The organism is Roseibium marinum, assembly GCF_002906165.1.
Taxonomy (GTDB): domain Bacteria; phylum Pseudomonadota; class Alphaproteobacteria; order Rhizobiales; family Stappiaceae; genus Roseibium; species Roseibium marinum.
Genome location: NZ_PPCN01000011.1, coordinates 151,862 through 173,662, shown reverse-complemented (window position 1 = coordinate 173,662; position 21,801 = coordinate 151,862). Strand labels below are relative to the sequence as shown.

Here is a 21,801-nt window from a genome sequence, read left to right as displayed (position 1 = left end):
CTAATTCAGCTCAGGCCGGCTTTCCACTTCCGTAGCTGGCGAACGAGTGGCCACAGGAAATCGGAATTGCGGATTGCGGACTTCGCATGGGTGCGCGTCCGGTCGAGGCCTTTTTTCAGGGCGCCCTTCCAGGTAACCGCAAGGAAGCTGTCCTTCAGAGCAACAGGATCTGCCCAGGCTCTCTTGTAGGGCTCTGCGCCGAGACCGAAATCCAGCATGTTCACGCCTTCGGCCGCGCAGGCGCTGCGGAGAATTTCCAGGAACAGGATATTTCCGGGGCTGTAAGCCTCCATGTCGTCGTGGGAAATACTGTTGCTGTAGGAGTAGATCGTACCGGCGTGCTCAATGCACAGATAGGTGGCGCGGATCGTGCCACCGGTTTCCAGGAACCAGACATCGAGCGGCCGGACCTTCGTTTCCGTATTGAGCAGACGCGACAGAAAATCGACTGAAACGGCCGTGGAAAAGGCATTGGGTATGCCTGCCTTCGCTGCCCGTTTCGCGCGCTGGTCCACAAAGGCGTCGAGACCCTGGCGGATTTCTTCCGGCGTAATTGCCTTGACCACCCTGTATTGTCCGGCGGCACGCAACAGCCTTTCCTTGCGCAGCAGTTTCTTGCGCGCGGACTTGCTGTGGGTTTCGGTGAACAGAACCTGGAAATCCGAGGGCAGGGAACGCATGAAAACCGGACTGGGGCTTGGTGCGGCCCGGTGAAGCACGAACGGATGCGAGCGGCCGTGCCAGTTTTCCGGAACGTTGTGAAGCGCCAGAAGGTCCGTGCCTGCCTGCCTGCAAAGGCTGACCAGAATTTCCTCTATCTCTTCCCGTCCGGCCTGCGCATAAAAATCCGCGTCCCAACAACCGGTGTTCTGATTGCCGTTCTGATGTCCAAGGAAGCTGAGCGTCCTGATCCCGGCGGAGCATTCAACGCCCATCGGCAGGAGAAGAACCGCTTTATCTCTCCGATGGACGACGGCGATCACTGGGTCTATTCCGTGTTCCCTGCCAAGGGTTTCATACCATGCCGAGACCCATTCATAGGATTGATACGGGTTGACGTATCCCGCGTCCTTGAGATGCTGCCAGTCGGTTCTGGCGTCGGAAAGCCGCGTGAAGACGGAGACTTTCAGCGCGGCATCCTTCCCGCTCATATCCTGTCCATCCGTCCTGGTGGAGGAAGGAGGCGGGAAGGCGTCAACGTGAGATAAACGGTTTTGAACGAGCATCGGAACACACTGGGAGTGTTGCTGGCGGATCGGGCGAAGTCTCGATAGATTTAGCAATAAATATTAAAGAAACCGTGCCTATCTGGTATCCGTTTCATGTTTGGGTGTCTCGAACGCATGGGCAAACGTCAAAACGCGGTATCGCACGCTTTCGGTGTTCTGGAAAAAACAGGGCTCAGCCGGTTGCTGGCTCCGTTCACCCGGGGCTGCGGCGCGGTTTTCATGATGCACCATGTCCGGGCCGCGCGGCCGGATGCTTTTCAACCCAACCGCCACCTGGAGATCACGCCGGAATTCCTGCGTCTTGCCGTTGAGCGGACGCGGGCGAACGGCTACGAGATCATCGCACTGGATGAGGCCATCGATCTTCTGAAAACCGGTTACGGGGATCAGCGTTACGCGGTCCTGACCTTCGATGACGGCTACCGGGACAATCTGGAAGTCGCCTATCCCGTTCTGAAGGACCTTCAGGCGCCGTTCACGGTGTTCGTCGCGAGCGGTCTGGTCGACCGGACGACGGAACTCTGGTGGGTCGCGCTTGAGCGTATCATCGCCCAAAACGACGAGGTCGTCTTTTCGGGGAGCGGCGAAACGGGTGGCGTTCCGTGCCGGACCACCGCGGAAAAAGAGGCCTGTTTCAAGCGGCTGGTCAACTATCTGACGCTCGAGGTCAGTGAACCGGACCAGAGGAAGATCATCCGCGCGCTGTGTGAATACTACGATGTCGATCTGGAAGCCCTGGCCGATGAACTGGTGATGAATTGGGACGAAGTCCGGCAACTGGCTTCCGACCCTCTGGTGACCATCGGGGCTCATACGCACGATCATTTCGCCATGGCGCGTCTGGACGCTGGCGCGGCGCGCGCGGACGTTCTCAAGGGCGTGGCGCGTCTGGAACAGGAAATCGGCATGCGACCGAAGCATTTTGCCTATCCGTACGGCTATTCGCATGCGGTCAGTCCGCGCGATGCGAACATTTTGCGCGAAGTCGGTTTCGCGTCGTCGGTGACGACGGCTCCCGGTGTGCTTCAGTCAGTGAATGCGCGGGAACTGATGATGCTGCCGCGGGTCTCTCTGAACGGACATTTTCAGGACCCGGCGGTGGTTGACCAGTATCTGACCGGCGCACCCTTCGCGCTTTACCGCGCGGCCCGCTGGGCGGCCTCTGGTTTCGGCCTCAGGTCGGGTTTTTCCCGCCTTTTTCCATCCACCAGATAATGGCGCCGGCCGGGATCACCCAGATCAATCCGGCAATCGCGAAATAGATGAAGCGCACGAGCGTCGATGCGTTCTGCAGGGTCATGTCGCCGATCACCATGGCGATGAGGGCATAGACCACGACAAAAACCACCAGAAGCACCATGCCGACGAATTTTCTGAACGAAGGAACCATATTGGAAGCGTGTCCGTGACCTGGCTGAAGCGTGTCGCGTTAAATCGAATTCAGGAAATCGCCCGAACGCATTTGCAACGCAAACGCTGTCTCGGGCGTCCTCCTAGATCCATGAATCCGCTCAAACGCGACACGCTCTAAACGAATTTGAGCGCTTGTGTATGCTTCCACATCCAAGCGGAAGGATCTGGCGGCGCTTATAGCCTGCTTGCCTGCCAGGTCGCAACGTCCGGATAGGATGCGGTACAGCTTTTAATTCGGAAGAAAATTCATCCACTCACGAGGGGCAGATTGCCGCAAAACGCGCTCACGCACTTGCTGTTTTGCAATAGTCTCTATATTTCCGCACCTTGATAGCCCTGACTAAACTGAAGGCAATTGGGCCGGAGAAGAAACATGACGGTAGCGGCAAGCACAAACGGCGTGGCGGCATCCGTGTCTCCGGTCAGGCTGGCGCGCATAAGGCAGAACCGGAAGCTGATCCGCTGGTGGCTTTATGGTGTGTGTGCATTGATCCTGGCCATGGTCGTCGTGGGCGGTGCCACCCGTCTGACCGAATCCGGCCTGTCCATCACCGAGTGGAAGCCGATCCACGGTGTCATCCCGCCGCTCAGCGAAGCCGAGTGGGAAGATGAGCTTGAGAAATACCGGCAGATCCCGGAGTACCAGCTCATCAACAAGGGCATGAGCCTTGAAGAGTTCAAATTCATTTTCTGGTGGGAATGGGCGCATCGTCTGCTGGGCCGCTTCATCGGAATAGCGTTTTTCGTTCCGATGCTTGGCTTCTGGGCCGCCGGGCGGATCGAACCCTGGCTGAAACCCAGGCTGCTGATCGGGCTTGCGCTTGGCGGTCTGCAGGGATTTGTCGGCTGGTGGATGGTGGCGTCCGGTCTCGTCGAACGGGTGGACGTCAGCCAGTACCGCCTTGCCGTCCACCTGACGCTGGCCCTGATCATATTCGCCTATCTGTTCTGGATTGCCCGCCGCCTGGTGCCACTGGCTGAACCGGAGCCGGAAGAGTTGGCGCGCCTTGCGGGCCTCAGCCGGCTGTTTCTCGGGCTGGTTTTCCTGCAGATGTTTCTGGGCGGTCTCGTCGCCGGCCTCAATGCCGGGCTCACGTTCAATACCTGGCCATTGATGGATGGGCGCATCGTTCCGGACGGACTCCTCGTCATGCAGCCGGTCTGGCTGAACTTCTTTGAAAACGTGATGACCGTTCAGTTCCAGCACCGGATGACGGCCTACCTTCTGGTCGTTATCGGTCTGGCGCTGGCTTACAGCACATTCAGGGTCAGCCGCCGCGCGGAGTTGCGGCGGGCAGGCGCTCATCTCGGCGGCTTCGTCCTGCTGCAGGCGGTCTTCGGTATCCTGACCCTTGTCTGGATGGTGCCTTTGCCGGTCGCTCTGCTCCACCAGGGTTTCGCGGTGGTGGTTCTTGCCGCGTCGATAGATTATCTGGCCATCCTGAAAGGCGCATTCCCGATCCGGGGATAGGCGGCGAGGCTGTAAAATAACAAAGCCCGCCAACCGGCGGGCTTTGCCTTTTGCGCGATACGTCGCGGGATCAACCCGACAGCGCCTGGTCCAGATCGGCGATGATGTCGTCGACGTCCTCCAGACCGACGGAAAGCCGCACAACGTCCGGTCCGGCACCCGCTACCGTTTTCTGCTCGTCCGTGAGCTGGCGGTGGGTGGTGGAGGCCGGGTGGATGATCAGGCTGCGGGTATCGCCGATATTGGCCAGATGCGAGAACAGCTCGACCTTTGACACCAGATTTACCCCGGCTTCGTAGCCGCCCTCGACACCGAAGGTGAAGACCGCGCCGGCGCCCTTGGGCATGTATTTCTGCTGCAGGGCATGATGCTTGTCTTCAGGCAGGGCGGCGTAGGAGACCCAGTTGACCTTGTCATGGCCCGACAGGTGCAGCGCCACCTTCTTGGCATTGTCCGAATGGCGCTGCATGCGCAGCGGCAGCGTTTCAATGCCTGTCAGGATCAGGAAGGAATTGAACGGCGAAATCGCGGGTCCCAGGTCGCGCAGACCGAGAACCCTGCACGCGATCGCGAAGGCGAAATTGCCGAAAGTCTCATGAAGAACGATGCCCTGATATTCGGGGCGCGGCTGGGACAGCAGGGGGTAATTGCCGCTTGCCGACCAGTCGAAACTGCCGCCGTCGACGATGATACCGCCCATTGAATTGCCATGGCCACCCATGAACTTGGTCAGCGAGTGCAGGACGATGTCCGCGCCATGCTCGATCGGACGGCACAGATAGGGGGTCGCCATCGTATTGTCGACAACCAGCGGAACACCCTTGGCTTTGGCGAGCGCCGCAATCGCTTCTATATCGACGACGATACCGCCCGGATTGGCGAGGCTTTCGATGAAGATCGCCCGGGTCCGGTCGTCGATTGCGGCTTCGAAGGTGGCGATGTCTGCCGGATCGGCCCATTTCACGTTCCAGCCGAAACTTTTGAACGAGTGGTTGAGCTGATTGATCGAGCCGCCGTAAAGCTTGTTCGCCGCGACGATATTGTCGCCCGGCTGCATCATTGTGTGGAAGCACAGAAGCTGGGCGGAATGGCCCGAGGCCGTGGCGAGTGCCGCGGTTCCGCCTTCGAGCGCTGCAACCCGCTCTTCCAGAACGGCGGTCGTGGGGTTGGTGATCCTTGTATAGATATTGCCGAAAGCCTGCAGGCCGAACAGGGAGGCCGCGTGGTCGACGTCGTCGAACACAAATGACGTCGTCTGGTAGATGGGTGTTGCCCGGGCTCCCGTTGCCGGATCGGGTGCCGCTCCGGCGTGAATGGCCAGAGTTGAAAAACCCGGAATTTTATCGCTCATCAAAAAACCTCCCTGTTTGAATTTCGGCCAGTTTGGCGGAAGCGGAAGGGGAGGTCAAAGCAGGAAATTGCGGTTTTGGCGATCAGTGGAAAAAATTTTGGCGTCAATAGGTTAGGGCGGATCTACACGGCCGTGGCACACGCGGTTTCAGCGAATTTACAGCTATCGCCAATCAACCCCGGCGGCCGGACTGTGGTTTCCGGACGTCGACCTTTGCCAGAAAATAGACGGCAAAAAGCAAAAAGGCGGCCAATAAGGGCAAGCACCAGGCCAGAGTGGCGGTGTTACCGAGCACAGTGAGCATGACAGTCTCCAGGGACGTTCTTTTTCGCTTGCATCAGTATTAAACGGCTGGAGATGTAAGAAGTGAGAAGAAATCGATGAGAGTTTTCAGCTAATTAATTTAAAATTTGAATGAAGCCGGATGGTTCGCCCTGATTCAGTCTGGCCGGTCCGCGTCGGTGCAAGCGGTTTGGTCCTCCGATGAAACGGGGCCGGCATTCAGCAACCGCATCGGGCGGCTTTTCCTGCCACTCTTCCGGTCCAGGCGGATCAGCAGAATGAGGCATGTGATCAGGGCCAGGAAGGCAAGGCCGGAGTAGATGTTGAACATTTGCTGAAGTCCCCGGCAAATCTTCCGATATCACTTGAGCTGAGTTCCGCCCAAGTATTGCGTATTTCCGCAGTGACCTTAGCAAAAACACGCATAGGTTGAGAAGCCGAGGGAACTTCATTCCTGTGGATTTTCGATCAACATCCTGATTCGAAGGCGGGTTTCGATTTCATCGCAGTATGCGACCGTGGCGATTTCGATCTTCGGAACTATCCTGCGATGCGGAATCGTCCGGCAACCAGTGCTCCTCCCGCTCGGCGAAGGGCGACCCTGGCTCGGCGCGGTGGACGACCGCGAACAGGACGAGGGCAATCAGGCCGGCCATTGCCATCAACACCCATTCTATCGCGGTAAACAGGGTCGGGTCCTGTGTCATTTCACGCTCTCCAGCAGACAAATCCGATCGCGGGTCCGACAGGCGCGAACCCGGACAAAGGGCTATCAGGCGCGTATTGTGCGAAGCTGGTGTAAAGGGAAGGTGCCTCGGGCAAGCGGCGCAACGCTGCCGATAGGCTGCCTTCCGCCATCAAATGCTTCCAAATCGACGCTTTACGCTCTAACCGGGCTTTTTCCCGGAAAGGCCGCGGTGCTGGAAGCCGGACTTGAGGGAAGGCCGTTTGGAAGACAGTGTTCTGGAATTGACGCCTGCCCAGCCGATCTCACCGGACAAACGGCCATATTCTATCTTCGGGCAGCGGTCCATGACGACCTTGATGCCAGCGGCTTCCGCCCGTTCGGCGGCTTCATCGTGGCGCACGGTAAGCTGCATCCAGATCACCTTCGGCAGCTTGCCTCCGGCAAGAACCTCATCGACGATCTGTCCGGCGGCCGCGGAATTTCGGAAGATGTCGATCATGTCCGGTACACCCGGCAGGTCGTCGAGGGAGGCGTAGACAGTCTGTCCCAGGATCTCCTTGCCTGCCTGGCCGGGATTGACCGGCCAGACCTCATAGCCCTTGGACAGAAGATATTTCAGCACAAAATACGACGGGCGGACGTTGTTGGCGCTGGCGCCCACCATCGCGACGGTTTTCACCTCGTCCAGAATGCTCTTGATGTAGGTGTTGGAATAGCTGTCGTGATTCATGCGCTGGAGGTCCTTCGATAGGCCGCGCTATCCAATGCGAAATACAGCCACACCGCAAGAGCGGCCAGGTGCGCAAAAGGTCACAAGCGGAATGCCGCTGGAAAGGCGCTTCGCGGGTCGGAGAGATGGGATCGGTTTGACAAAAAGAACGGCCTCATCCGGCAAGCGCTCGCGCCTGTTCCTTTCTGAACTCCTTGCGGATCATCAGCTTAAGGCCTGACCACACGGCATCGACCGCGCAAACTTTCACATCCACAAGTCCCATCGGCAGGCAGATCTCGCGGATCACGTCCTCGGTGACATCGGTCGGCACCTTGCTCGACTTCTTGGGCCAGGAGACCCAGATCATGCCATCCGGGTGAAGAACCGCGCGGAGCTGGCCGAGCCAGTGAACCAGATCGTTCCGCCTCGTGACAAAGACATGCGCGCAGCCCAGTCCTGGATCCGGTGCGGCTAGGAGCGTCTGGCCAGGTACTTCACGGTCCAGCAGGTCCGCGATCTGTGCCGGCATCTCGTGCCGCCAGCAGGTCATTGCGGGTTTCAGGCCCAGCTTGGCCGAAAGGGGCCGACCGGAATAGCCCGCCTGAGGCATCAGCTGTCGGTCCAATCCGGCTTGCGTTTTTGGAGGAAGGCCGAGATACCTTCTTCGGCGTCTTTTGCCATCATGTTGTCCACCATGGTCTGGGCGGCGAAATCATAGGCCTGCGAAAGCGGCATTTCGAGTTGACGGTAGAAGGCTTCCTTGCCGATCCGGAGTGTTTTGGCCGATTTGGACGCGATCATTGAAGCGTATTTCTGAACGACCTGTTCGAGATAGTCCGCCGCCACGATCCGGTTGATGAGGCCGAAATCCTTGGCGGTCGAGGCATCGATGCTTTCACCGGTCAGCAGCATTTCCATCGCCTGTTTCGGCGCAACATTGCGGGAAAGGGCCACCATGGGCGTCGAGCAGAACAGGCCGATATTGACGCCGGGTGTGCAAAAAGTCGCCGTATCCGTGGCGATCGCCAGATCGCAGGACGCGACAAGCTGGCAGCCCGCCGCTGTGGCGACACCCGTGACCACCGCGATCACCGGTTTGGGCAGGCGGACGATCTGCTGCATCAGATCGGAACATTGCCGCATGATCCTTTCATAGGTGGCCCTGCCGCCATCCGCTTCGGCCCGCGCGGCGGTCAGCTCCTTCAGGTCATGACCGGCGCAGAACACCTTGCCCTCCGCGCCAATCAGAATGACACGCACTTGCGGATCTTCCGCGGCCTTGGCAAGTTCGCCGGAGAGCGCCGTCATCATCTCCGTGGAAAGGGCGTTCATCCGGTCCGGGCGCTGCATAACGATCCGGTAGACACCTTCATGCAGAAGAGTCGCGAGCATGGGTTTCTGGACGTCGTCATTTGCGGCGGTTTCGGACATGGAGCGCTCCCTGCTGATCCTTGTTGTTGCGGATATTATAGCCGATGAGCACCGCACCGCGATAGACAAGGCGCAACTTCCCCTCTGCCGATCACAGATCGTTTATCGGCGAAGATCATCAAGCCGCTGGCGGTTCCCCGGCGATAGGCTATCCTTTTTCGCCATGTGCAGGTTCGTTACCCTCCGCTTTCCATTCTGCGCACTTCTGGGCGTCTTTCTTGCCCTGTCTTCCGCAAAGGCCGGGGAACAGGTGGATGTTGCGCTCGTGCTCGCGGTCGACGTCTCGCGCTCCATGTCTCCGGAAGAACTTCTCATCCAGCGCAAGGGCTATGCGGTGGCGGTCTCCAGTCCGGACGTCGTTCGCGCCATCGAGCTCGGCGCCTATGGCCGGATCGCGATGATGATGTTCGAATGGGCCAACGATGGTCATGCCCGCGAGATTGTCGAATGGTCGGTCATCGAAAATCAGGCCGATGCACTCGGGTTTGCCGAAAAGATCCTCGCCGACAGCACATACGGACAGCGCCGAACCTCCATATCGGGCGCGATTCGGCACGCCGCCTCGCTCCTGAGGGAAGCGACCTATTCCGCCGACAGGCGCGTGATCGACATATCCGGCGACGGCCCCAATAATCAGGGGACCCCGGTGACCCTGGCGCGCGACGCAGCGGTCGAGAGCGGTCTTGTCATCAACGGTCTGCCCCTGATGACCAAAGGCGGCGTCGGTTTCCAGTTCAACATTCCGGACCTGGACGAATATTACCGGCGCTGCGTGATCGGCGGTCCGGCAAGCTTCGTGATCCCGGTCAATGACTGGGCCCAGTTTCCCGAGGCCGTCCGGCGCAAGCTGATCCTGGAGATCGGCGGCCTGATGCCGCCAGAGGTGCCAAAGATCATTCCCGCGCAAATCACCTTCGGCGAACCTTATGACTGCCTGGTAGGCGAGAGGATCTGGCGGCAGATGCGCGAGCAATATTTCTGGGACCAGTAGGCCTCTGTTTTCGCTGGAGCGGCAACCGGCATTGTCAGCGGCAGGCCTCTACGTATATTCCCGGATAGGACGGTTCCGCCATATCGGCCAGTGTGCGGACCATGCTCAAGGAAAAACGCGGCACCGCCGGCCATCTCAAGCGCACGCTCACCTTGCCCTGGCTGGTTTTCTACGGTGTCGGCGTCACGATCGGCGCGGGTATTTTCGCGCTGATCGGCGAGGTTCTGGCGCTCGCCGGAGACCAGGCGCCGTTGTCGTTCCTGCTGGCCGGCACAATCGCCGGGATTACCGGCATCTCCTACGCGGTTCTGATCCAGAAATTTCCGAAGGCGGGCGGGGAGGCAGTCTTTGTGAACAGGGGGCTGGGGCGGGTGTTCGCGCGTCTTACCGGCTATGGTGTCGTCGCCACCGGGATCATTTCAAGCGGTGTGATCGCACTGGCGTTCGCGGGTTATATCCAGGAGCTTGTCCCGCTTCCGCAGCCCCTTCTCGTCATTGCCGTCATCGCGGTCCTGTCCGCCATTGCCTGGTACGGCGTGCGGGAAAGCATCTATTTCGCCGCGGCCATAACAGTGCTGGAACTGGGCACGCTGCTCGTTGTGATCTTCTATGGCCTGCCGCTGTTCGGCGATCTCGGCGCGGTGGCCGGGTCATTCACGCCGACGCTCGGCGTTGTGCCGTTGGCCGGCATCGCGTCCGGCGGTGTCCTGGCGTTTTTCGCGTTCATCGGATTTGAAGACATAGAAAACATGTGCGAGGAGACCCTGCGGCCCGAGTGGACCGTGCCGCGCGCGATTTTCCTTACCCTGGGAATTACCGTCTTCGTCTATGTTCTGCTCGCGGTCATCGCCTCATTGGCTGAGGACCGTCAGGCGATCGTATCGTCAACGGCACCGTTGGCGCGCTTGTATGAATCCGTCTCCGGCCTTTCCGGAAAACCCGTTGCCGCCGCCGCGACGATCGCAATGATAAACGGTATCCTCGTCCAGATCGTCATGGCCAGCCGTGTCCTGTACGGCATGGCGAACGAGGGCCTCGCCCCGATGTGGCTGGCGAAGGTCGACAGTCGCAGGCAGACCCCGGTACGGGCCACGCTGATAGTCGCCGCCGCTATTCTCATGCTCACGTTCCTGTTTCCGCTGGTGCGGCTTGCGGAAGCAACGAGTCTCGTCACCCTCGGCGTTTTCGCACTGGTCAATCTGGCGCTCTTCAGGCTCGGCGGCCTCGCGAAAACGGGAAGTCTGCATAGATACCGTTGGTGGGGGCTGGCCGGTGCATGCCTTTGTCTTGCGATCGCGTTTTTCCAGATCGGTACGGGGCTCTTCGGCGGACACTGACCAAAAAGGTCCGGATAAAAAAATCCGGGGGCGTTTCCGGATCCTGCTTTTACATAGATAGAGAATTTGTAAACTTCATTCGCAGATTGTGGTTCCGCACTTTAACGGATGCAGGTATGACGGGAAAGTGTTGCCAGGTCTTGTGTTTTCGGGGTTTTGCCAGATCTTGTGTTTTCGGGGTTTTGCCAGATCTTGTGTTTTCGGGGTTTTGAATGTCGCTCGACATAGAACAATCCATGTTGGAGGAGGCGTCGAGAATACTCCATCGCGAGATTGACCGCGACGAGAACCTGCACGAGCATTTGAACATCAACAAGTTGCTCGCTTTCATCCAGGGCGTTCATGGCAGGCTCGGAATAGAGCTGAACGTGAACAGCGTCTATCTCTACAAATCTGTCGGGGAACTTGCCGAAGCGGTTTGCCGGGGCGTCCACAACGATGTTCCGAAGCTGCTGAAACTCAGCGATGGCGGCACGCAACCGCCTATGATCATCTTCGCGGGCGGCGTGAGCTGTTTTCTGGAAATCAAAAGCCTTCTGCAGGGGATCACCCACGAGGGCGCCATTTACGGTATGAACCTGACGGATTTCGATTTTCCGAACGTTCGTCCCGCGACTGTCTCCGATGAAATCGATGCCTGTCTCGCGGAGCTCGAAAGGCAGGGAATTGACGGCCCGGTCTGCGTGCTTGGCTATTCGCTCGGTGGAATTTTCGCGCTGGAACTGGCCAGAAAACTGCGCGCCTCCGGCAGGGAAATCCGCTTGCTTGGACTGATCGATACGCCGCAAAGCGAGCATGTCTGGCCCCTGCCGGTCTGGATCGGCTACGTCCTCCATCGGCTCCGCCGGCGCCTGCGAAAAGTGAAGGCCGGTTTACGAGCGTCCCGTACAAGCCCGGTTTCCGTCTCTCAAAAAACGGAAATTCAGCCTCGGCGCATGCTCCTCCACCGCCTGAGGCCGCTCATCTTCCGCTTTTGCAGTCCAAAATCGGATATCTACCCGGAACTCGCACCCGAATGGGTAGGGGGGTACACACCGGACTATCAGAGGGTCGGAACACAATTGCTCCGGATGAAGGGCCTCTACCGCCCGACCGTTTATGACGGGAGGCTGGTCTATTACCGGGCGAAGGGGGGAGACCCGACCGAGTGCGACCAGCGCCTCATCTGGCAGCCTTTTCTGCCGAATGCAGAATGGGTGGACGTGCGCGGCAATCATCTGAGCGTCATCGTCGGGAAGAACGGGGTTGCCCTCGGCCAGGACATCAGCCGGCGGCTGGAGCGCGCAAACAGGACCGCTCTAACCGCTCCTGCGGCGGCGTCTGCGCCTTTCGCCGCCGGAGTTGCCCACTTCGGGAAGCGCGTCGCGCGGCGGTAAATCAACAGCGGTTCTGAGGTTAGGGAAAGGATCCACCTTGTTCGGCAGCGCCATGGCGTTGACGAAATGCTCCTGGAACTTCGGCTCCAGCGCGGTTTCGATCTTTTCGATATCCCGTACGGTCTGTTCGACCTCGCGGCGGTGGCCGCGGTTCAACAGCGCCATGCGCGCGCCGGTTCCCGCCGCGTTGCCGACGCCGGCGACGCCGTCCAGAGGGCAGTCCGGGATCAGGCCCAAAATCATTGCGTATTTCGGATCGATATAGCTTCCGAAGGCTCCGGCAAGGCGAATGCGGTCGAGCCGGTAGGTACCGAGCTTGTCCTGAAGCAGCTTCACACCGGCATATAGCGCGCCCTTGGCAAGCTGGATCGCGCGGATGTCGGTTTGCAGGATGGAAATCTCCACGCCGTCCTCCGCGATCACATAGGAGAACGTCCGGCCGCGCGCCTGAACGCGCGGTGTCCGCTCCGCCATGGCGCCGTCGATCACGCCGTCTTCGGTGATGAGACCGGCCAGAAACATCTCGGCCACCGCTTCGATGATCCCGGACCCGCAGATGCCGGTGACGCCGACACTGTCGATCTTCTCGGTGAAACCCTCCTCATCCGACCATTCATCGACGCCGATTACCTTGAAGCGCGGTTCAAGCGTTTCCTTGTCGATACGGAGGCGTTCTATGGCGCCGGGGGCAGCCCGCTGGCCTGAGGATATCTCCGCGCCCTCAAAGGCGGGCCCGGTGGGGGAGGAGGCGGCGAGCAGGCGGTCCCGGTTGCCCAGGATGATTTCCGCGTTGGTGCCGACATCGACGAGCAGGGTGATGTCGTCGCGGCTATAGGGGCTTTCGGCAAGCGTCGCCGCCGCCGCGTCGGCGCCCACATGCCCGGCGATGCAGGGCAGCATATAGACCCGGGCACCGGGGTTGAGATCCAGGGCGAGGTCGCGCGCATTGAGCACCATGGCGTCGGAGGCCGCCAGCGCGAAGGGCGCGCCGCCCAGTTCCACCGGGTCGATGCCGAGAAACAGGTGATGCATCACCGGGTTGCCGACAAAGGTGGCGTCAAGCACATCGGCGCGCTCCGCGCCGACATCGTCAACCAGTTTGCCGACCAGGGCGTTGATGGCATCGCGCACCGACCTGGTGAGATCCGGCAGTTTGGCGGGGTTCATCTGCACATAGGAGACGCGCGACATCAGATCCTCGCCAAAGCGGATCTGCGGGTTCGAGGTCCCGGCCGAGGCGACGGTCCGCCCGTTCTGGAGATTGCACAAGTGAGCGGCGATGGTGGTGGAGCCGATATCGACGGCAATGCCGTAGACGGCTTCTTTCTCACCCGGCCAGAGCGCGACCAGAACCGGCGGAGCGTTCAGGTGCTGATGGATCGCGGCGGTGACCCGCCATTTCCCCTTGCGCAGGATCGACTGGACCTGCGGCAGAAGGATGGGGTCGAAAGTGAGATCGGCAAGGCCGGTTTTTGTTGCGAGTGCTTCGCGCAGCCGGTCGATATCGCCGCGCGGGGTTTCCATGTCCGGTTCGTCAATCCCGATGCCGACCAGCGAGATCGCACTGTCCGGTTCAATATGTCTGGCTTCCGCCCGCTTGCGCACGACCTGCCGGTTGGTCTGCGCATCGGTAGGCACATCCACCACCAGATCGCCCAGGATCTTCGCCTGACAGGACAGGCGCCGGTCGGCGGCCATGTTGCGCAGACTGGCATAGCGGTTCTCCGCTTCGCTCGCGCCCTCCAGGTGTTCCGCCGAACTGGTCAGGTTCTCCTTGGCAAACGTGCCTTCGGAAACGGAAATCTGGCAGCGCCCGCATATCCCGCGCCCGCCGCATACCGATTCCACATAGACCCCGAGCGAGCGCGCCGCGTCGAGCAGCGGCGTTCCAAGCGCGAACGTTCCCCGGCGGCCGCTGGGCTGGAAGACGACTTTGGCGAGTTTGGCGGTTTCGGTCATCGGGTCTGCGTGGGTTTCGCTGATTCAAAGTTGTGTTGTTCGTCTTTGCGGGGATTACCCCCACCCCTGACCCCTCCCCACAAGGGGGAGGGGAATACGCTCTATATTTGCCGCTACCGCATCATCTTTTCAGCGGCTTTGATCGCTTGATGGAAGCACCGCCTCTCAACGCGCAAAACCCCTCCCCCTTGTGGGGAGGGGATTGGGGTGGGGGTCCCATCCTTCACCGCGACAGCTCACCGTGCAAACTCCATTTCCGGCAATTACTCCGCCGCACGGCGCCCGGCGCGTCCGCCCCTGCGGCGGCCGCCGGAACCAGCGGGATTTTCCTGTGGCGCGGCGGCCGCCCCGGGGGATGCCGGCTGGTGATCCCGGTAAGTCCGGATCCAGGTCTGGCAATTCGGATCGGTGCCGTTCAGCACGTTCGCGGCGCGCACCGCTTCCATTTCCTGCGGGCGGCAGGGGTTCATGATGGCCGAGGTCATGCCGGCGCCGATCACCATCGGTATGAAACCGGCATTGATGCCGTGGCGGTGCGGCAGGCCGAAGGAGATGTTGGACAGGCCGCAGGTCGTATTGACCTTAAGTTCCTCGCGCAGGCGGCGCAGCAGATGGAACACCTGCCTGCCGGCCGTTCCCATGGCGCCGATCGGCATCACCAGCGGATCGACGACAATGTCATGCGCGGGGATGCCGTAATCAGCGGCGTGTTCGACAATTCTCTTGGCGACGGCAAAGCGCACGTCCGGGTCTTCTGAAATGCCGGTCTCGTCATTGGAGATCGCGACAACCGGCACGTTGTATTTCTTGATGAGTGGCAGGATCGCTTCCAGCTTTTCCACCTCGCCCGTGACCGAATTGACGAGCGGACGGCCCTTGGCGACTTCAAGACCGGCCTTGATCGCGGCGGTTACGGATGAATCGATGGATAAGGGAACGTTGGTAAGCTCTTGAACAATCTCAAGGGTTCTGACCAGAAGCGGCGGTTCGGTCTCATTCGGATTGACCGCCGTCACCCCGGCGTTGATGTCGAGCATGGTCGCGCCAGCGGCGACCTGGGCCAGCGCGTCGGCCCTGACGGTGTCGAAATTTCCCTCGATCATTTCGGCGGCCAGTTTCTTGCGGCCGGTCGGATTGATCCGCTCGCCGATGACGCAGAACGGCTGATCGAAGCCGATGATGATTTCCTTGGTGGCGGAGGCGACAAGGGTGCGGGTCATTCAGGCGCTCTCGGTGACGGTCAGGGATGAAGAAGGTGTGCGAAAAGACCAGCTTTTGCGGTCATGCAGCCAGTTGGCGGTCTTTTCGATGCCGCCGAACGGATAGACATGGATCTGCGCGAGCTGACATTCCGGCTGGCTCGTGAGGCGTTTCTCCAGCGGACCGACCATCGTTTCCGGATCGTAGCCCGACAGCAGGGAAACCACGGCGCCGCCGCGCTTTTTCAGAAAGTTCAGCGAGTTTTCAACCCCCGCGAAGGCCGCGTATTTGAGCAGTGTCGTCATCTTGGCCGGCCCGGCGACGCCGACATGCACCGGGAACCTGTTGCCCCAGGCACGAAGCTCGTCCAGCCACAGGCTGACGCGATGCGGATCGAAGCCGAACTGGGTGACAATCCGGAATTCCGCGTCGCTGTTCGCGGCGATCTCATGTTTGCGGCTGAGGAAGGACCTGATCACCTCGGGACTGATATCCGGTGCGCCTTCAGGGTGACCCGCAACAGCGATCTTCCGGATCCCGAGCCTGCCGAAAAGATCCGATTCCAGCAGGTCGAGGGATGAGGTGAGGGGGCCGGGCGTTTCCGCTTCTCCGGCGATCGCCAGCACTTCGGTAACACCGGCTTCCTGGGTGAGGCGTTTGATCCGCGTCTCGAACGCCTCGAAACTCGGATAGCGCCGCGCGGCCATATGCGGCACTGCGATGAGATTGTTTTCGGTCAGCATGCGGGCGGCGGCGACGATCATCTCCTCCGGTGCGTTGCCCAGATCGGTCACGTAAACCTGCGTGCCTGCGGGGATATGGGCAAGCAGTTCGGTCTTTTCGACCACCTGTCTGGGCGACATTTCGGTGGAGGCGGCGAGCCGCCCGGTCGCCGACGGGCGCTGATCACTCATTTTCCGTGCCTCCGCTTGCAAGCAGGGTTTTCAATCGCTCTTTCGGATAGGCGGAGGCGAGTTCGCTCAGGGCTGCTTCCGCTTCCGCTTCAAGATCGTCCGAGACGTCGACCGGGTCGGCGCGGCGCCACTCGGCCATATAGGCGTCGCTGTCCTTCGCACCGATGCGCATGGCGCAGGCATCGATCGCTTCCATGAACACGGCCGGCATTTCCCGGCGGGCGGATTTGCGACCCTTCTTCACCAGGATCTGTGCCGGGATATCCCGCCAGTAGACGATGATCTTCTGCGCCATGGTCTTTTATTCCTCTTGGGACCATGAATGCAGGAAATCCTGGTTTGCGGTCCGCTCGATAGCGTCAGAAACACGTGAAAAACCGACTTGTCCCAAGGACTTTGCGGGATGTTTCATGTTCTGGTTCGAGGACCGAGAAACGGTGCCAGCAACCCATATCCTGTGCGGCGCATTTCAAACGGCAGCGAGAGCCGCTCCGCGGCCCGGCGGGCGGCGTCTTCCAGCGCGGCATCATCGGTCTGTGCGAGATACAATACCCGCGTATAATGGGCGAAATACATGTCCCTGAGATCCGGGTGCCAGTCGAGGCCGAGCGGTTCGATCACCATGGTCTGAAAATGCCGGGCGAGGAAATCCGTCAGGTAGAAGGTTCCGAGTTGGTCCTCCTCCATCCGGTCGAAGGCGTCCGGACCGGAGAAGAAGGCATAACAATGCGCGCCTTCGATCCGGCGCGCGCCGGTTTCCTCAAGCACCCTGTCCAGAAGACCGCCAGTGCCGCAATCGCCATAGGCGACCAGTATGTCCGAATAGATGTCCCGGTTCGCCAGGATGACGCGGCGCACCTCGTCGGGGATTTTCTCCGGCGAATTGTGCAGCTTGGCGGGCAGACAGGTGAGATCGACATGGTCGAGCCGGTTGATGTCGCGGATGGCGACAATTTCCCGGGCCAAGGCGCCGCAGGCGATGACCAGAACACGGCCGATCCTGTCGTCCGCGCTGTCATCGCTCTCGAGCGGAAAGAGAGGCTCACCCGCACGCATATCGGCAGCCTCCTGGAACATGGGTCCGTGACCTAACCTTTGTTGGCAAGCTGGTTGTGACGGCGTGCGATCAGGTCCTTCGCCATCTCCACAGCGACCGCCGCGTCCCGGCAATAGCCGTCCGCGCCGACAGCGTCGCCGAATTCCTGGTTCAGCGGCGCACCGCCGACGAGCACGATATAATCGTCCCGAATGCCCTTGGCCTTCATCTCGTCGATGACGACCTTCATATAGGGCATCGTCGTGGTCAAAAGAGCGGACATGCCGACGATGTCGGGCTGATGTTCCTCGATGGCCGCGAGATAGTTTTCGACCGGATTGTTGATGCCGATATCGATGACTTCGAAGCCGGCGCCTTCCATCATCATGGACACCAGGTTCTTGCCTATGTCGTGGATGTCGCCCTTGACGGTGCCGATCACCATCTTGCCGACCTTCGGCGCGCCGGTCTCGACCAGCAGCGGGCGCAGGATGCCCATGCCCGCCTTCATGGCATTGGCCGACAGGAGAACTTCGGGCACGAACAGGATGCCGTCCCGGAAGTCGATCCCGACAATGCGCATGCCTTCCACGAGAGCCTTGGTCAGAACGTCATAGGGGGTCCAGCCGCGCTCCAGCAGGATATTGACCCCTTCCACGATTTCCTCCTTCAGACCGTCATAAAGGTCATCGTGCATCTGTTCGACGAGTTCGTCGTCGGACAGGGAGGCGAGGTCGATATCGTCTTCGTCAGACATGGGCAGCTCCAAGGGGCGCGAGGGCCAGCAATCTACCGCAAAACCTTATGCCGCAAGCCGGTTTAGCCGATATCTCCAATGCGACACGGCCAGTCGTTTACGCGACAGGGCGCTCTGGGGTTGCTGTAGGCGATCCAGTATGCAAGTAGACCTTGCATTGGTCGAATTTCTGGGTAAGGGAACTTTATGCACTACGCCGTTGGAACCGGACGCTGGTTGACGTTCGTAGCGTTAGCCCTGGCATCATTTGTTGTTCCGCACGCCCTTCCTGGTACGAGCCAAGCGCATGGTGCCGAAAGCTGCATTGAGATCGAACTTGAAAAAAACGATGCGTTTCAGGCATGGCAACAAGCCGGGTACTCGAGGGCAGAAAAAGCCGCATTGTATAGGGCGCTCTATAATCGCCGTTTCGTTTATGACAGCGTCGTTTCAACCGAATTTACAAGCTCCAGATTGCGAAATGCCGTCGAAAGGTATCAGGCGTCTATCGCGGCCTGCAGAACCGGCTACCTGAGCCGCTCCCAAACTGAGGAGCTGCTGGCGGCTCCGGGTCAGTTGACGCCTTGGCAGCGCAACCCGGATTTGAAACAGGAAGTAAGGAAAAAACTCTTTTCAGAAAACAGTGGCTCGAAGGAAAAGCAGCAATGGAAAAACCTAGCCCTGCCCAAGGATACCAAAACGAACCTCTATCGAGCACTTTACCAGCGTGGATACGTCAACGATCCTAAGCCGGTAATCGACTTTATGAACAGGATGGACCTCATCCAAGCTGTTGCGTATTTTCAAAAAGAACGTGGTGCTCCAGCGAGCGGTTTTCTGACCGAAGCACAGGTTAAGATCCTCCTCAGACGCAAAGCAACACCCACTCCATACGAAATTCAGGAAGCTCTTTTCGAGAAATACAGCGAAGAAGCCGTTACAGATTTCTTGTCACAGGTGGCTGCTCAGGAATTCGCTATCGCTCCTACTGTAGATGCGAACCTAGCTCCTTACATGATGCACCTTTCAGCTCCTGAAAAAGGCCCTGTTGACGAGAAGCGTCTCGAAGCCTGGAGCAAGATGGCCCGGGCGACCACAGCCGAGTTCGGTGAAAATTGGAACTTCAAGCTAGAAATCACCATGCTGCAAGGGCTTCTGGAACTGCCTGCAACTGGATATATTTCGGAGGAATTGCTGGAACGGGCGAAGGAACTCGGACTGAATGCAAGCTTTGGCGAGGTGCACTCCCGGCTGGCAATGCTACAGCCTCGTTTGATCTCATCGGTCAAGGATTGGAAACGCTGGAAAATACAAGAGTTCAACAAGTGTGAAATAGCGACATCGGCTGTTGATCTCGACGGTTTTCTCGGAAATAAAAAGATGCCTTCAATCCATTTTTTCCACAATGCTGACTGGCCCAATAATCAGGTGAACTGGAGCCTGGATCTGGTTAACTGGGATATGGATACGTTAGCTGAAATCCAAGTTGCAGGCCGGGTCTTTCATTTGGCTGGAACCAGCACCGATCCGGTTTTTGTTGCCAAAGATGGTTCAAAACTGTCGGACGAAGGGAGCGCGTACAGTGATTTTATCTCAGCGGTCGCGAAGGCAAACGGCTTCGAAATTCATTACAAAACCGAGTTTGGAACAGACGTTTTGGCAAGTTTCTCAGCTTTGGGTTTCACAAAACAGTTTCGTGCCCTGAGACATAAGTGCTGACAGCCGTTTCTCGTGGGTAGAAAAATGGGCGGGCTAACCAGCCCGCGCAATTCTATGCTGACCTCAAAACAGCCCCTCGATCTGCCCCTTGTCATCCAACCCGATGTGGTTGGCCGCAGGCACGCGCGGCAGACCGGGCATGGTCATGATGTCGCCGCAGACGGCGACGATGAAACCGGCGCCGGCGGCAAGGCGCACTTCGCGCACCGGCACGCTGTGGCCGATCGGGGCGCCGCGCAATTGCGGATCTGTCGAAAAGGAATACTGGGTCTTGGCCATGCACACCGGCAGATGGCCGAACCCGTCGGCCTCCCAGCGCCTGAGCTGATCGCGCACGGACTTGTCGGCCAGCACCTCATTCGCCCGGTAGATCCGCCTGGCGATGGTCTCGATCTTCTCGAAAAGCGGCATCGTGTCGTCGTAAAGCGGGGCGAACTGGGCGATACCGCTTTCCGCGAGTTCTGCAACGCGGGTCGCCAGGGCTTCGGTGCCCGCGGAACCGTCGGCCCAGTGCGTTGCAAGGATCGCCTCGACGCCGAGTTCGGCGCAATAGTCCTTCACCGCCTGGATTTCGGCCTCGGTATCGGCGGTGAAGTGGTTGATGGCGACTACAGCCGGAACGCCGAACTGCTTGACGTTCTCGATGTGCCGGCCAAGGTTGGCGCAGCCTTTCGTCACGGCTTTGACGTTTTCGCTGCCGAGACTGTCCTTGCCGACGCCGCCGTTCATTTTCAGCGCCCTGACGGTTGCGACGATCACGGCGGCGTCCGGGTGCAGTCCGGCCTTGCGGCATTTGATATCGAAGAATTTTTCCGCGCCGAGATCCGCGCCGAACCCGGCTTCGGTGACGACGAAGTCGGCCAGCTTGAGGGCGGTGGCGGTGGCGGTCACCGAGTTGCAGCCGTGGGCGATATTGGCGAAGGGGCCGCCATGGATGAAGGCCGGATTGTTTTCCAGGGTCTGGACCAGGTTCGGCTGCAGCGCTTCCTTCAAAAGAACGGTCATCGCGCCGTCCGCTTCCAGGTCCCGGGCGGTAACAGCCGAGCGGTCGCGGCAGTAGGCGACGATGATATTGCCGAGCCGTTGCTGCAGGTCTTCGAGATCGGTCGCCAGGCACAGGATCGCCATGATCTCCGAAGCAACGGTGATGTCGAACCCGGACTCGCGCGGAAAGCCGTTGGCGACACCGCCGAGCGAGCAGACGACGGACCTGAGCGCCCTGTCGTTCATGTCGACGACGCGCCGCCAGGTGACCCGGCGCTGGTCGATGCTAAGTTCATTGCCCCAGTAGATATGATTTTCGATCAGCGCCGCGAGCAGGTTGTGCGCCGAGGTTATGGCGTGGAAGTCACCGGTGAAATGCAGGTTGATGTCTTCCATCGGCACGACCTGGGCATAACCGCCGCCGGCCGCGCCGCCCTTCATGCCGAAGCACGGCCCGAGCGAGGGCTCCCGCAGGCAGATCATCGCGTTCCTGCCGATCCGGTTGAGACCGTCCCCGAGCCCGACCGTGGTCGTTGTTTTGCCTTCACCCGCCGGTGTCGGGTTGATGGCGGTGACCAGGATCAGCTTGCCGTCCCTGCGGCCATTGAGATTTTTAAGGAAGTCGGCGGAAATCTTCGCTTTCGTCCGGCCGTAGGGCAGGAGCGCCTCCTCCGGGATATCCAGCCGCGCGCCGATCTCCGTGATGGGTTTCATGCTGGCGGCACGGGCAATGTCGATGTCGCTGGCCATTGGCTCTTGCTCCAAGCGTTTCCTGATTCTCGTCGGGGGATTGTGACCGCTTTACCCCCTTTGCGTAAACGCTATGGGTGAGGGCGGTGCAGCAATTGTTTCATATGCGACAGGATGGGCTCCGGAAGCGACGGCATCGCGGCTTCATAAGGTGAGACTGTGATCGTTGTTTGGATTGAAAGGGCCACGCCGTCGTGAACCCGCACTATCGGCGTGGCTTGT

Annotated in this window: 20 protein-coding genes; 6 read left to right on the top strand and 14 right to left on the bottom strand. The window is 59.7% G+C overall.

Annotation, left to right across the window (positions count from 1 at the left end):
• Positions 1-5: 5 nt before the first annotated feature.
• Complete coding sequence (locus CLV41_RS21625) at positions 6-1,151, bottom strand: GNAT family N-acetyltransferase (protein WP_170107279.1); 1,146 nt, start codon at positions 1,149-1,151, stop codon at positions 6-8.
• 192 nt (positions 1,152-1,343) lie between these two features.
• Between CLV41_RS21625 and CLV41_RS21620 the strand changes: the two genes are divergently transcribed.
• On the top strand, positions 1,344-2,444 hold the full coding sequence (locus CLV41_RS21620; RefSeq protein WP_103224630.1) for a polysaccharide deacetylase family protein: 1,101 nt from the start codon (positions 1,344-1,346) through the stop codon (positions 2,442-2,444).
• On the opposite strand, the gene CLV41_RS21615 is transcribed toward CLV41_RS21620, so the two are convergent.
• Positions 2,404-2,619: a DUF2842 domain-containing protein gene (locus CLV41_RS21615; protein WP_103224548.1), complete on the bottom strand. Its 216-nt coding sequence runs from the start codon at positions 2,617-2,619 to the stop codon at positions 2,404-2,406. The genes CLV41_RS21620 and CLV41_RS21615 overlap by 41 nt on opposite strands.
• 396 nt (positions 2,620-3,015) lie before the next feature.
• On the opposite strand from CLV41_RS21615, the gene CLV41_RS21610 reads away from it, so the two are divergent.
• Positions 3,016-4,113, top strand: a complete 1,098-nt coding sequence (locus tag CLV41_RS21610; RefSeq protein ID WP_103224547.1) for a COX15/CtaA family protein — start codon at positions 3,016-3,018, stop codon at positions 4,111-4,113.
• Between the two features lie 70 nt (positions 4,114-4,183).
• Here CLV41_RS21610 and CLV41_RS21605 read toward each other — a convergent pair whose 3' ends face one another.
• The 5 genes from CLV41_RS21605 to CLV41_RS21585 form a co-directional block, all read right to left on the bottom strand.
• Positions 4,184-5,464, bottom strand: coding sequence for an O-acetylhomoserine aminocarboxypropyltransferase (locus tag CLV41_RS21605; RefSeq protein WP_103224546.1), 1,281 nt, complete (start codon positions 5,462-5,464; stop codon positions 4,184-4,186).
• Between the two features lie 782 nt (positions 5,465-6,246).
• Positions 6,247-6,453 (bottom strand): hypothetical protein, encoded by a 207-nt coding sequence (locus CLV41_RS21600; RefSeq protein WP_103224545.1) that lies wholly within the window; start codon positions 6,451-6,453, stop codon positions 6,247-6,249.
• A gap of 180 nt (positions 6,454-6,633) precedes the next feature.
• Positions 6,634-7,164, bottom strand: a complete 531-nt coding sequence (locus tag CLV41_RS21595) for a CoA-binding protein (protein WP_103224544.1) — start codon at positions 7,162-7,164, stop codon at positions 6,634-6,636.
• Positions 7,165-7,318: 154 nt separating this feature from the next.
• Positions 7,319-7,756: a DUF3052 family protein gene (locus CLV41_RS21590; RefSeq protein ID WP_103224543.1), complete on the bottom strand. Its 438-nt coding sequence runs from the start codon at positions 7,754-7,756 to the stop codon at positions 7,319-7,321.
• The gene (locus CLV41_RS21585) at positions 7,756-8,577 is read right to left on the bottom strand and encodes an enoyl-CoA hydratase (protein WP_103224542.1); all 822 of its coding nucleotides are present in this window, start codon (positions 8,575-8,577) and stop codon (positions 7,756-7,758) included. The genes CLV41_RS21590 and CLV41_RS21585 overlap by 1 nt, the downstream gene beginning before the upstream one ends.
• 163 nt (positions 8,578-8,740) lie before the next feature.
• Between CLV41_RS21585 and CLV41_RS21580 the strand changes: the two genes are divergently transcribed.
• The 3 genes from CLV41_RS21580 (at position 8,741) to CLV41_RS21570 (ending at position 12,281) form a co-directional block, all read left to right on the top strand.
• Positions 8,741-9,568, top strand: a complete 828-nt coding sequence (locus CLV41_RS21580; protein WP_103224541.1) for a DUF1194 domain-containing protein — start codon at positions 8,741-8,743, stop codon at positions 9,566-9,568.
• A gap of 101 nt (positions 9,569-9,669) precedes the next feature.
• A complete protein-coding gene (locus CLV41_RS21575) occupies positions 9,670-10,905 on the top strand; it encodes an APC family permease (RefSeq protein WP_103224540.1) in 1,236 nt (411 codons plus the stop codon).
• 212 nt (positions 10,906-11,117) lie between these two features.
• Complete coding sequence (locus tag CLV41_RS21570; RefSeq protein WP_103224539.1) at positions 11,118-12,281, top strand: thioesterase domain-containing protein; 1,164 nt, start codon at positions 11,118-11,120, stop codon at positions 12,279-12,281.
• Here CLV41_RS21570 and CLV41_RS21565 read toward each other — a convergent pair.
• The 6 genes from CLV41_RS21565 to CLV41_RS21540 form a co-directional block, all read right to left on the bottom strand.
• A complete protein-coding gene (locus CLV41_RS21565; protein ID WP_103224538.1) occupies positions 12,204-14,240 on the bottom strand; it encodes an ASKHA domain-containing protein in 2,037 nt (678 codons plus the stop codon). The two genes, CLV41_RS21570 and CLV41_RS21565, sit on opposite strands and share 78 nt — an antisense overlap.
• Positions 14,241-14,503: 263 nt before the next feature.
• Positions 14,504-15,460 (bottom strand): methyltetrahydrofolate cobalamin methyltransferase, encoded by a 957-nt coding sequence (locus CLV41_RS21560; protein WP_103224537.1) that lies wholly within the window; start codon positions 15,458-15,460, stop codon positions 14,504-14,506.
• Positions 15,461-16,354, bottom strand: coding sequence for a methylenetetrahydrofolate reductase (locus CLV41_RS21555; RefSeq protein ID WP_103224536.1), 894 nt, complete (start codon positions 16,352-16,354; stop codon positions 15,461-15,463).
• Positions 16,347-16,649 (bottom strand): virulence factor, encoded by a 303-nt coding sequence (locus CLV41_RS21550; protein WP_103224535.1) that lies wholly within the window; start codon positions 16,647-16,649, stop codon positions 16,347-16,349. The genes CLV41_RS21555 and CLV41_RS21550 overlap by 8 nt, the downstream gene beginning before the upstream one ends.
• 113 nt (positions 16,650-16,762) lie before the next feature.
• Positions 16,763-17,431 (bottom strand): DUF1638 domain-containing protein, encoded by a 669-nt coding sequence (locus tag CLV41_RS21545; protein ID WP_103224534.1) that lies wholly within the window; start codon positions 17,429-17,431, stop codon positions 16,763-16,765.
• Positions 17,432-17,442: 11 nt separating this feature from the next.
• Entirely contained in the window at positions 17,443-18,147 is a 705-nt protein-coding gene (locus CLV41_RS21540; protein WP_103224533.1) for a corrinoid protein, read from the bottom strand.
• Between the two features lie 186 nt (positions 18,148-18,333).
• Here CLV41_RS21540 and CLV41_RS21535 point away from each other — a divergent pair, with 186 nt between their 5' ends.
• Positions 18,334-19,845 carry a hypothetical protein gene (locus CLV41_RS21535; RefSeq protein ID WP_103224532.1) on the top strand — a complete coding sequence of 504 codons (1,512 nt, stop codon included), beginning with the start codon at positions 18,334-18,336 and terminating at the stop codon, positions 19,843-19,845.
• Positions 19,846-19,908: 63 nt separating this feature from the next.
• Here the strand turns inward: CLV41_RS21535 and CLV41_RS21530 are convergent, their stop codons facing one another.
• The gene (locus tag CLV41_RS21530; protein WP_103224531.1) at positions 19,909-21,579 is read right to left on the bottom strand and encodes a formate--tetrahydrofolate ligase; all 1,671 of its coding nucleotides are present in this window, start codon (positions 21,577-21,579) and stop codon (positions 19,909-19,911) included.
• Positions 21,580-21,801: the final 222 nt, after the last annotated feature.